10 protein-coding genes and 1 pseudogene are annotated in these 12,087 nt (G+C 34.5%); 3 read left to right on the forward strand and 8 right to left on the reverse strand.

Features of this window, described 5'->3' with window-relative positions:
• Together ACW2QF_RS13320 and ACW2QF_RS13325 are read right to left on the reverse strand one after the other, a co-directional pair.
• Positions 1–440 (reverse strand): annotated as a pseudogene (locus ACW2QF_RS13320) (alpha-galactosidase); the annotation flags it as partial.
• 341 nt (positions 441–781) lie between these two features.
• Entirely contained in the window at positions 782–3,286 is a 2,505-nt protein-coding gene (locus tag ACW2QF_RS13325) for a beta-mannosidase (RefSeq protein ID WP_455716497.1), read from the reverse strand.
• Between the two features lie 152 nt (positions 3,287–3,438).
• Between ACW2QF_RS13325 and ACW2QF_RS13330 the strand changes: the two genes are divergently transcribed.
• From ACW2QF_RS13330 to ACW2QF_RS13340, 3 genes are all read left to right on the forward strand, one after another.
• Positions 3,439–4,323 (forward strand): AraC family transcriptional regulator, encoded by an 885-nt coding sequence (locus tag ACW2QF_RS13330; protein ID WP_455716498.1) that lies wholly within the window; start codon positions 3,439–3,441, stop codon positions 4,321–4,323.
• Positions 4,324–4,485: 162 nt separating this feature from the next.
• A complete protein-coding gene (locus tag ACW2QF_RS13335; RefSeq protein ID WP_455716499.1) occupies positions 4,486–4,608 on the forward strand; it encodes a hypothetical protein in 123 nt (40 codons plus the stop codon).
• A 93-nt stretch (positions 4,609–4,701) separates the two neighbouring features.
• Positions 4,702–5,034, forward strand: a complete 333-nt coding sequence (locus ACW2QF_RS13340; protein WP_455716500.1) for a hypothetical protein — start codon at positions 4,702–4,704, stop codon at positions 5,032–5,034.
• Between the two features lie 159 nt (positions 5,035–5,193).
• Here the strand turns inward: ACW2QF_RS13340 and ACW2QF_RS13345 are convergent, their stop codons facing one another.
• From ACW2QF_RS13345 to ACW2QF_RS13370, 6 genes are all read right to left on the reverse strand, one after another.
• Positions 5,194–6,036 carry a carbohydrate ABC transporter permease gene (locus ACW2QF_RS13345; protein ID WP_455716501.1) on the reverse strand — a complete coding sequence of 281 codons (843 nt, stop codon included), beginning with the start codon at positions 6,034–6,036 and terminating at the stop codon, positions 5,194–5,196.
• Entirely contained in the window at positions 6,036–6,932 is an 897-nt protein-coding gene (locus tag ACW2QF_RS13350) for a carbohydrate ABC transporter permease (protein ID WP_455716502.1), read from the reverse strand. Before ACW2QF_RS13350 ends, ACW2QF_RS13345 begins: the two co-directional genes overlap by 1 nt.
• 109 nt (positions 6,933–7,041) lie before the next feature.
• The gene (locus tag ACW2QF_RS13355; protein WP_455716503.1) at positions 7,042–8,475 is read right to left on the reverse strand and encodes an extracellular solute-binding protein; all 1,434 of its coding nucleotides are present in this window, start codon (positions 8,473–8,475) and stop codon (positions 7,042–7,044) included.
• A 328-nt stretch (positions 8,476–8,803) separates the two neighbouring features.
• On the reverse strand, positions 8,804–9,949 hold the full coding sequence (locus tag ACW2QF_RS13360) for a nitrogenase component 1 (RefSeq protein WP_455716504.1): 1,146 nt from the start codon (positions 9,947–9,949) through the stop codon (positions 8,804–8,806).
• Positions 9,950–9,966: 17 nt separating this feature from the next.
• Positions 9,967–11,241 (reverse strand): nitrogenase component 1, encoded by a 1,275-nt coding sequence (locus ACW2QF_RS13365; protein ID WP_455716505.1) that lies wholly within the window; start codon positions 11,239–11,241, stop codon positions 9,967–9,969.
• Positions 11,231–11,989 (reverse strand): nucleotide-binding protein, encoded by a 759-nt coding sequence (locus ACW2QF_RS13370; RefSeq protein ID WP_455716506.1) that lies wholly within the window; start codon positions 11,987–11,989, stop codon positions 11,231–11,233. Before ACW2QF_RS13370 ends, ACW2QF_RS13365 begins: the two co-directional genes overlap by 11 nt.
• Positions 11,990–12,087 lie beyond the last annotated feature (98 nt).

The raw sequence follows: 12,087 nt of genomic DNA on the forward strand, positions 1-12,087 counted from the left end.
GCTTCCGTACCAATATTAGTGACTTTATTATAGCAACGAACGACAGATGTTCCATTATAGAATTGCATTGTCGTTACAACACGTGTATTCGTAACCTCTGTATCCTCTTGCGTAATCACAAGTTTTCTTCCTATTTCATTCCTTGTATCTTCCATATCTACATATCGTAGAAGATATCCAGGAGCTGTTACTATATGCTTATTACCGTGTTTCTCATAAGGTCTGTTATATCCAGCTAAATTCACTTGAACTAATTGAAACGCCTCTTTGATATACTGTTCTCTTCTAGAAACTTCTTCTGGTTTACATTCCGATGATGGTTTACATAGATCATCACTATTAAATTCTGTATTTGAAAAATGTAACAGCTTTATTTGATTTTCTTCGGTTAATGCAAAAACAATATGGATTCCGTTTTCTTTTATTTTAATATATTCCATAATTTTATCCTCTCTTTGGTTTTATCGATGTACTTGTGGGTTTACTATGTAGGAGGCAAAACTCTTTATAGTTTTTCATTGCTTCTTAGCTGCCGCACTATGACACGAAACACGCTACACAGCTAAGTAGTTCTAAGAAGTACTATAGCTGTTTCGCTATCGTTTCTTAGTCATAGTGCGGTAGCTAAGAAGCAGATTTATACTATTAAGAGTTTTGCTGTACTACTTGATAGATACACAAGTACAGGTAGGGTAATGAATGAATATTTTTGTTATTGATTATTCATCATTCACTTAAATGATACCTTGACAATAATTCAGAATAGATTAGAGATTCTCTATTAAAAACTATAGGAATCACATAAAGAGCAAACCGTTACTTTCGGTATTCCTTCATAATCTTCTGGTAGTTCACCTGTAATTACATGCTCTTTTTTATCTGTAAGGTGAATGTAATTATCAGATAGAATAACATTCACACCTTGCACTTCAATTTCTGTAAACAATGCCAATTGATCACTCTTAAGTGTAATCTGTAGGGTATTCCCTTCTCGTTTGGTATTGCTTGATATTGCAGCATTTCTTAATTTCATATGCTTATATGGCTTAAGTACCTCAACTTGTTTACTAGTTGTACCATCAGAATGTAAAAACTCTGCTTCTATGAATACTTCGTTTTCAATTCCCTTTATATAATCACTAACATCAATTGCCTCTGTATGTGATACTTCAAGTGCTTTGGTTTCAACTTCTTCTGACCACTCATAAAGAATATTACAATCCATATCTTTCACATATAATTTCACAAGAGTCGTTACATCTTTGAGAGATTCATTCTGAACATAAGGAGTTATACACGTTCCATCAATTTTCAAACTACCAAGTTGATCTGCATAGAAATGTCTTGCCATATAGTGTAATGCTTTCCATCTTCCGTAATAATCTATACTTGCCCATGAAGCTACTGGCCAGTTGTCATTAATCTGCCAATAGATTGAGCCCATGCATCTTCCTCTGTTTCTTCTAAAGTGTTCTACACCTGTTTTAATAGCGATTCCTTGTAACACTTGGCTTACATAAACAAGGCTCTTAAAATCTTTCGGATATAAGAAATTATCAGAGATGTAGCGAAGTATCTTAGAATTTGCTGCATCATTCTTTTGATGACTCTCCATAACTTCTGAGAATATGTTTCTATCTTCTGCTACTGTAAAGCTTTCTATTGTCTCCATACATGGGAAAGATTGAAAACCAAATTCAGAGCAAAATCTAAAATAATAATTCTCATAATCACTAAATGGTTTTTCCCCATGCCATACGTCCCAATAATGTCTGTCACCTAAATCATCGCTATCTGGATTATCAAACCCTCCACCAGAAGACGGTGAGGATGGCCAGTAGAAGGTTGTATCATCTTCTTCTCTTAGTAATGAAGGAATTAAATCCTCGAATAAAGTTGTATAATCTTGTTTAAGCGCATCAGAATGATCACAAAAACCACCCCAGTGATCCCATGCTGATTCGATTTCATTATTACCACACCAAAGCCCTAGAGATGCGTGATGACGAAGTCTTCTTACATTATCTATAACTTCCTCTTCAATTGCAGCTCTTAACTCTCCTGTTAATTCGTATACGTTGCATGCAAACATAAAGTCTTGCCATACGATTAGCCCTTTTTCGTCACACATATTATAGAAAGTTTCAGATGGATAATACCCTCCACCCCAAACACGCATACAGTTAAATCCTGCTTCAACAGAAGAATCTAATAAATATTCTATACGTTCTGGTGTAATTCTAGAATACACACAATCCTCTGGAATATAATTTGCCCCTTTGGTAAATATCTTAACTCCGTTCACGCAAAATGCAAATTCTTCTCCCCATGTATCTTTTTCCCTACTAACAGTAAGAGTACGAAGTCCAATACGATAGCTTCTTTCATTAAGAACCGTTTCACCATGGATTAGTTTAGCAACCACCGTATAAAGTGGTTGTTTTCCATATCTATTTGGCCACCAAAGTTCAGGATTTTCAATTATACATGTATCTTGGTCAAATGGTATTTTTCTACCGTCTGGAGTAATCAACATATATTCAACTGATAAATCAGTTATTTCCTTACTTGCTTCATCAATGTGTAGCCTCTCACCAGAATCCATTTTTACCTCAGCATCAACTGTTAGTGTTACCGTTCCTTTTTCATGATTTTGATGAATTCTAACATCTTCAAGGCTTGCTAGTTCATAGCTTCGAATGTAGATATCCCTCCATATTCCCATATCTGGTAACTGTGGGCCCCAATCCCATCCGAACATAGAATGCGCTTTTCTAATATACTGATTTCTATCCATAGCACCACATGCAGTAAAATGAATCTCTTTACCTGGCTCTGGTTGATGATTTTCAATATAAATTATTGGTGAATGAAACTCGATACGAATTACGTTTTCTCCATCAATTAATACATCTGCGCATGGAATCTGAAATCTTACATGCATGTTATCAACATTTTTTATTAATTTGTCATTGATGTAGATATCTGCAATCGTGTCAATCCCATCACACATTAATTCATATACTTTTCTCTCCTCTTTCTTTATGTTAAATTTCCTTACAAAAGTAAAATCATTTCTAAGCATCTCTCTCGTAAAATATTCATTATCTCTGTAATATGGATCCTCTAACAACTGATTTTGTAGTAATCCAGACAAAACAGATCCTGGAATTTGAACATCACATGATGCAACTTCCAAATCCATATTCATATTTGTATCAAAAGCCTTACCGTCTGCTCGACTTAATAACCAATTTCCATTTAAACTTATAATCTTTTGTTCCATGGCTATTCTCCTTTAAGATTTATTAAGATTTATATCTAATTTCCTTTTAATTTAATACACTTAGTAAGTACTTTAAATATATCAATTTACCTAAAGAACTGCTATAATATTATTACTCAAAAGTTGTACAAATCTATCTTATAGGTGATATTATGAAAACTCTCTATGAACAAATTGATATGATACACTCTCCCTTTGAAGCATTTTACGTTACAAGAGAGAGTTTTACGGAAAATGTAGCTGCTCATTGGCATTATTTTGTTGAAATTATGTATCTTATTAAGGGTACTGTAAAAGTTAATTGTGATAATATTGACCACAACCTTAACGCCGGCGATTTAATATTCTTTCATCCAGGTTCCATTCATGCAATTTATAATCCCTCGGATGATATGCATTACGGAATAATTAAACTTAATTTAAGCAGAATGTATACGATTGGTAGTCATTTTCTTAGGCCTGTTGCTATTATTCGTACCGCCAAAGGAAATAGTTATGCTCCCATACATATTCAGCAAAAAGAACTTAGTAACCTCCCAATCGGCGATTGGTTTCATCGATGTATTAATGAATTATCCTCACATGCTTATGGGTATGATATAAGTTTCTATTCCACTGTCTCTAACATACTAATTGAAATCATACGTATCTGGGAAAAACATGGATTTATAGTTGAACAAACATCACCAGCTCCGAATAATGTTGGCACTATTCAAACAATAACAGAATACATTGATGAGAATTCTCATCAACCACTACGCGTTGATGAACTAGCTCATATGTGTGATATGAGTTATTCATACTTTGCTAAGAATTTTCAACTTCTTTACGGCCAATCCTGTAAAGAATATATCTCTTCAATACGAATACGTAAAGCCAAAGATCTCTTAATGTATACAGACCTAGACCAAAACTATATAAGTCAAGATACTGGTTTTTCTGATTGCAGTCACTTCATTCGTGTATTTAAGCAGATGGAAGGTATTACGCCAAAACAGTATAGAATAAAAAATAGCAGCTGTCGCTCCAAAAATTAGAACTGATAGAATCAGAATAAACAGAGACAACACTGGTAGAAGCAAAAATATTGATATTAAGCAAATATGTAATGTATAATATTACCATTCTGATAGTTCGTAATAGTTAGCAAGTGCGAATTGTAGAATATTAATATTAAATGTATATCAGGAGGATATGATATGTCAGAAATTATTAGGCATGATGTAAACGACCAATGGGCACACTTCGGTATAGTCGAAGCGGGTGATTTTTTGTTTATGAGCTACTGTGTAGGGAATATTGGGGGGCACATCAATGAGTAATGTTATCAATTGGCTTCTTGAAGATGATACTCCGGAAGTAAAATATCGTGCAATGACCGAGCTTTTGTGTATGCTAAAAGACGAACCTGACTCTTGATAAATTTTTATATAAACTACCATGTCGCCTTCCGCCCTGACGACCATAGTAAGGTAATTATTAAAGAAATGTCGGGGACATTTTATCCTATTGACCATGTACACATGGGTTTGCAAATGATTATGTACGGACTTTCGGTTCTCGGTGCGGCGCATCACCCAAATTGCGAAAGGGCGTGGGCGTTATTGGACAGTAAAAAAGACAGCGAAGGCAAATATATTCTTAGCGAGTCTTTTGCTGAACCCTATTTCAAGGTAGGCAAAGTGGATAACCCCAATAAATGGGTGACATTATATGCGTTGCTCTCGGAAAAGCATCGCAGAAATTAAGCATTAAGCGAAGCAATTGTGTGATATCTAATCTTTTACAATTGCGAATTTAAAAGGAGGGAAAATTACATCCCTCCTTTTTAGTAAGTTTTTGTAAGTCTCTATGCAACTGTTTATTCCGATTCTATCTCACTACACTTCAAGCGACAGCACCACCCTTTACCCTTTAACAGCACCAGCTACCATACCTTTAATAATTTGTTTACTAAATATGAAATAAAGGATAACGATAGGTGCCATGGTTAATAGCATTGCAGCCATGATTTTAGGATAATCCGAAGCAAACTGACCAGTAAATTGTGTCATAGCTAGTGGTACAGTCTGTAATTTTGTATTTGATATCAATACCAATGCAAATGAGAATTCATTCCAACAAGAAAATGTTTGAATTATTGCAATGGTTGTTAATATAGGTTTCGCAACTGGAAGTATAATACAGAATAAAGTTCGACTAAAACTACTTCCATCGATTGCCGCTGCTTCTTCCAGCGCAACTGGTATGCCTTTGATAAACCCTTCCACCAAGAATATCGCTATTGGTAGTCCGAACGCTACATACGGCACTATCAATGTATACCATTTATCAGTTAATCCTGTATTCTTAAATACAATATAGATTGGAACCAGTAATGAGTGAATAGGAATCAACATACCCATTAAAAACATTAAATAAACTACCCTGTTTAATTTGAATTTAATTCTAGCAATGATATAACCTACTATAAAACCACAAATAACAATTAATGCTACTGATAAAAGAGTAGTTCTGAAACTATTAAACATGGATTCAAATATATGATAATCAGGATTTGTAAGTATCTTTTTATAGTTACTAAACGTTGGGTTTTTTGGTAATCCCGTAATATCAGCATTAAATACACGTTTTTCTTTTAAGGAGGAATAGAACATCCACACTAATGGGAAGATACAACTTAATGAAAATATAATCAAAATTAAGTTTACGAAAAATTTAGAAAATATATGTCTTGATTGTTTTTCCATTATGCTACCTCCTTATCTTTCGTAAAGTGGCCAACTAATTTTTGTGATCCTAGAATTACTATTAAGCTCAATACGAATATTCCGATAGATATTGCACTACCATATCCCATATTTTGTTGATTGAAGGACACCTTATAACCGTATAGTGCCATAACCATAGAAGAATTACCTGGACCACCAGCAGTCATTACATAGATATGATCGAATGCCTTCATGTTACCAGCAATACATAAAGTAACACAAACTAGCAATGTATTCTTAATTAAAGGAAGTACGATATATATTGCTCTTTGGAATGCATTAGCACCATCAAGCTCCGCTACTTCAAAAATCTCTTGATCAATGGACGATATAGCCGATAGGATAATAACCATATAATAACCAATAAACTGCCATATCAATGGTATTGCAATCAATAACATAACTAACTTAGGTTCATTTAACCAAACTTTAGCAGAGTCTCCTTTTCCGATTAACTCCAAGAACCAGTTTAAAAGACCTCTTCTATAATCATAAATCATTGTCCAAATAAAACCGATTGAAACCGCTGAAATAGTACTTGGGAAGAAACCAAATGTACGATGTATACCTTTTAACTTTGTATATTTAGAATTAATCATTAAAACAAATATAAACGCTAAACCAATCTGCCCTATAATACAAGCAATAACTAAATAAATATTATGAGTAAAAGAACTCCAAAATGTATCATCTTTAAATAATGTTATATAATTTTGAATTCCATTAAATGTTTTATTAGGTCCACCCTTCCATTCAAAGAAACTGTAATACAATGCAGTAAGTAATGGAATGAATACAGAAAAAACATAAATTATAATCGGAATAAGTAAGTAAAAGAAAACTACTCTTTTTTTGGGACGTATGGAACTAAGCATAGACTCCCTCCTCGTAATCCTATAGAATGAATTGGTTCTCATAAAGACTAACTCCATGGGAACCAATTCATTCATAATAATGTCAAGTCACGTTATTTGGTCTGTAATATTAATAATTTTCTTCGTAAGCCTTTTGTGCATTCGCTGCAACTGTTTCTGGATCAACTTCTCCATTAACCATTGATTGTAAGTCTGTGTTTAATACATCCCAAACTGCACCAGTTAAGAATGAGTCATAGATTTCACAACCTGGATTTTGGTAGAAATTATAGAAATCAGTAGTGAATTGATCAAACTTACTCATATCAACAGATTCAACTTTTGTTAAAGCTGATAAAGCGTAATTTTCAGCAACATAAGTAGCAAAATCTGCACCTGTTAATTTGTAAGCTAAGTCTACACAAGCTGCTAATTTGTCTGGATCATCAGCTACTTTAGCATTAATTGCTACAGCATAACCCATACCTGTGTTATGAGTGTTTGTTGAACCAGTAGCACCTGCTGGTTGAGGAATTACAGCAAATTTAGTTCTAGCATATAATTCTGGATCACTATCTTTTAAAGTAGCTCCAATATATGAGATATCCCAGTTACCACAAATTACAGATGCTGCTGAACCATCAATATAGTATTCTCTGGCATCTTCGTTGGTAATTGCGTTGAAATCTTTATTAAATACACCTGACTGGAAGATATCTTGAGTGAATTTTAATGCATCTACGAATGCTTGATCTGTAAATTTCGCACCTGATTTTTCAATAAGTGAATGATACCAGTCAGAACCTGTGAAACGATCACCAATTGTAGATAAGAAACATGAGTTCAAATTCCATTTACCTTGATTTCCAAAAGCAACTTCTGTGATTTTCTTATCATCAAAGAATGATTTTGCTTTAACTAAATCATCCCAAGTAGTAGGATATGAATCAAATCCTGCTTCTTTCCAAAGTTCAGAATCATAAGCTACTATTGTACAAGTACCTTCAGTAAGTGCTGGTAAACCATAAGTTTTTCCATTGTATTGGAATGGATAGAATTTGCTTAAATCATATTGGTCTGCATAAGGAGAATCATTGATAATATCTGTCATATCTAAGATAAGACCTTGCTCAGCCCAAGCCTTTGTGTTCATACCTTGTAACAAGAATACATCTGGTAAATCGTCAGCACCCGCTAATGTTGCAATTTTACTCTTATATTCATCATTAGCTAATACGTTTTGTTCAAGAGTAATATCTGGATGTGCATCTGCCCATTCTTGATTCATAGTACGGAAACCATCAGATCCACCATTACCTTGTGATTCCTCTGAAGTAGAGAAATGCATAATGTTAATTGTTCCTTTGTAAGCTAGTTCAGTAGAAGTTGTGTCCGTAGAAGTCGTATCCTCTGCTGTTGGATCATCTGTCTTTGTTTCATTAGTAGTGTTCGTGGTGTTGGTATTTGTTTCTTTTGTGTTATTCTTATTATTCTTTCCACACCCTGTAGCCATTGAAGCAACTAATGTTACACATAACAATACACTAAGTAATTTCTTTTTCATAACATCTTCTCCTTTTATATTTTTTTGTAAACACTTACTGCATCCCCATATTTATCACAGTTCATATTTACTAACTAAAGTATACCAAACTTTTTATTTATGCAAAATAGACAAAACAATACTTGTATTTGTATATTTTAGTCGTCATTTTATCTTATCCAATCGTGTATGCTTCCTTTGTTTATAGGGTTTTCCACAAATAGAATGGACTTTTTTGACCTCTTTCTAGTATTTTTTTGATTAAAACTGAACAACAAAAAACCTCTGAGTGCTAGTCGATCAAAACTAACACTCAGAGGTGCATATAAATACTATCTAATTATTTAAATTAAAATAAATTACATTTTATTAAACTACGGCTATGTTCATCTCCAAGCTTACTAGATACAGCATAATGAGAATACGGATAAAAAGTTTTATTGCTATCAATCAAGTCCTGATACAATATATCTCCAATAATGATTTCATAAGAATCATCATTTAACAGGTTGACGATGTCCTCCTCTGTTTCCATGAACCTATCATTTTCTTCTGCAAATCTAGTGTTCCAGCCACATATTCCTGCAACATCACCATCTAACTGATACTCCACTCGTAAAGCATTTCTTATAGAATTTGCTTGTAACTGCTCTCCTATAATAAGTATTTTACTTGTGTTTTCTTCATTGATCTCAGCCGACACCGCTTTGCATTCCTGATTGGACATACAACCTTTTAGTTGATCAATCCATGTTGAAGAATACTTTTCTCCATATGGTAGACCCGTGATATATGGTATACCAAAGGACTTTTTCATGTATTCTGCTAATTCTATTCCTGCATTAGATACTACAATGTTGCATGACGCATTTTTTAATCTAACAACTTCAGCTTTTGATACATTTTTCCACAAATCTACGTTGACTTTCAGTCCACTCTCAACAAGAAAGGCTTCAAGCTTTTCAATCGTATCACTTTTCCCGAAATCTAAAGGTGAAGCTCCCAGTATGTTTACACTGTTTTCTACCTTTGTGATCTCACTTGTATCACTTTCTAGAATTCTTTGTACTACCTTTTTGTAAACCATTTCGATTCCCTGAGGATAATACTTTAGTCCAGTTGTAGAAAATCCTACAGACATAATTCCGGTTCTATCTTCTATCTCTGCCGCAACTCCGTCCATATCTGTTCCGATTACCATTGGTACTGGACTTCCTACTAACGCTATGATTTCAGGTTTAATATCCTCAAGTGCATATAAAACTTTTTGTATTAATTTCTCATCATCACCTAGTATAGCATCAATTTCCCTAAGTCCTGAACAATAAATAGGACTTCTTGATCCATACCATCTTGGCTCATCATACCCGGTATAGTTTCCAGTACAACCAGATGCATCATGAATTACTGTAAGTGCATCAAATGGAAACAAAGCCGAACAAACACCCGAATAATCCGGTGAAAATGGCGGTAACGTCATACATAATTTTCCCATATTCTCCTCCAAAGGTTCTAAACTACTAATCCTGCGTGATTTATCATTTGATTCAAGTCTGCTTCTTCTTTCACGCTTTCAGCAAGTTTTTCCATCAACATACATATTCCATGATATCCATACATTGCTTCATCTTGGAAGAAAGAAACTACATGTTTACTTCCTGAAACATAGGCTGATTCCAGACCAATGGAAATACTATCATCAGTTTCTTTCCATTCATTCACAACATTATGTCTGTTTATTTTAATAATCTCTATTTGTGTTTCCTTAGTTATCCACTGATAATCCTCATCAGTTTCATCTATATCCTTTACATAAACCCTCTCTATAGAAAAGCCTTGCTCATAAAAGAATCTGCCTGCTGCAAGTGGATTACCAAAGGCAGAGTAATCGATATATAATTTTCTATCTCCTACCACTTCTAGTGCCTGCTGTATAGCCTTAGTTGCTTTAATTTCATTTTCCGCAAGTATCTTCTCTATATCAGACATTGCTGCGTCACCTTCCGATAGCATACCTATTTCTTTAAGTTTATCAAGAATTGCATAATAATTTTCTTTTATAACATCGAGGCGATAGTTGATATACCCTTTTATATATTCTATTCCTTGTGTATTTTTTAACTCCTGTGCCGCTTTCAACACTGGTGCTGCTGTTAGTAAGTTCAGACAATTATTTCCCATGTTTTTTAATTGTTCGTAAGTTTCGCAATTTCCGATATGGTGTATTTGGAAGCCCAAACGCTTCATAATATCAAAGATTTCACACTCTTCGTTAAATGGAACATAATTTCCAATCATATTGATTCCGCGATTTTTTTGTTCTACATCGCATTCCATTAAGCCATAAACACTTCTCCATATATTAACTAGAGGTGGTGTATCAGAATTACCAGATATAGGATTCATATGGGCCATTCTAAAACGCACATCAGGATATCTTCTTGATAATTCCTCTATTATCGCTTCGCCATCTGTTCCAATTAGATCATCTAGGCAACTAACAAATACTACTAACACCTTAGGCTTTTGATGTAGACGCTTGAATAACTCCTCTACAGCCTCATATATCTCATTGTCATATCCTGATATAACATCACTTTCATCTATATAAAGGTAAGACAACCTTTTTTTCAATCCTTGCTCAATTGCTCCTAATGCCCCGTGTCTTCCACATGCAGAAGGACAGACAAACAACTGATGGCTCTCAGGTATTAACATACCAATTCGAACCATACCCCAGCCGCCGTGAGATGGACAAGTATATTCTAATGAATTTCTATTTCCCATTTACAACCTCCATAACACGCTTTGCCAAGTCTCTGTATTCCATTGCCATAACACTATCTGGTAACGCTTCTATAACTGTTTTCTTTTCGCCTTCTGCTATCTGAACTTCACCGCTTCTTGGCATTACCTTAATAATATTCGTTTCCATTTCTAAAGCGGCTTTTTGTACAATGTTAAGCTCGTTTTCTATATTTCTAGAATTTAAAATAAGTCCTTCAAACTTAGCATATCCTCTAGAACCAAAACTTTTAATAGCACTTGAAATGTTACTTGCTGCATACAGCGACATCATTTCTCCGGAAGTAACCACAAACACATGGTCAGCATAACCACCTCTGATAGGCATTGCAAAACCACCGCAAACTACATCTCCAAGTACGTCATACAATACTACATCCGGTTTGAATTCTTCATAAGCATGAAGTCTCTCAAGTTCTTCAAATGCGGCTATAATTCCTCTTCCTGCACAACCGATCCCCGGTGTAGGTCCACCTGCTTCCACACATAATGTGTTTCCATAACCAGGTAACACGATATCTTCTAACTTAATGTTTCTTCCTTTTTCCTTTATCTGATCAAGTACCGTAGGAATTTGATTTCCTATCACTAGATTTTTAGTTGAATCCGCTTTCGGATCACATCCGATTTGCATTACTTTCAATCCCGCATCTGATAAAGCGGCAGAAAGATTTGAAGTTGTAGTGGACTTTCCTATTCCACCCTTTCCGTATACTGCTATTTTTATCATCTTTGCTCCTACCTGTCTACTTCATTGTCATGATACTAGTATGTTATCCGATTGCTCTATTGTCATCATAATACGCAATCGGTAAGATTCCCTTATAC

The organism is Anaerosporobacter sp., assembly GCF_965301125.1.